The organism is Streptomyces otsuchiensis (assembly GCF_004305975.1).
GTDB classification, from domain to species: domain Bacteria; phylum Actinomycetota; class Actinomycetes; order Streptomycetales; family Streptomycetaceae; genus Streptomyces; species Streptomyces otsuchiensis.
Map to the genome: position 1 here is coordinate 1 of NZ_BHZI01000660.1, position 271 is coordinate 271.

At 67.9% G+C, this 271-nt stretch carries 1 protein-coding gene; it reads right to left on the reverse strand.

Going from position 1 to position 271, the window contains the following annotated elements; translation table 11 throughout:
- A partial coding sequence (locus E0D90_RS28225) for a hypothetical protein (protein WP_227870535.1) occupies positions 1-212 on the reverse strand: 212 nt, incomplete at its 3' end.
- Between the last annotated feature and the right edge of the window lie 59 nt (positions 213-271).

Sequence of the window (271 nt, forward strand, 5' to 3'; positions counted from 1 at the left end):
TGCCTGGTGTGGATGCCGTCGACGTGGATCTGGCGCGCGGTATCGCGCGCGTCAGCGGTAACGCCCAGGCCGCGCCCGCAATGCTGGCCGCGCTGGCAGCAGCCGGTTACGAAGCCGAGTCGCTTAGCACTGGCGCCGGAGCGAAGACGGAGCATGCCCACCATGGTGACGTCCCAACCGGCACTGCTCACAAGAGCGGTGGATGCTGCCACTGATAGACCGCTAGGAGGGGCGGCCGGGCAGTGCACCGATCGGCGTCCCTAACCTTGAC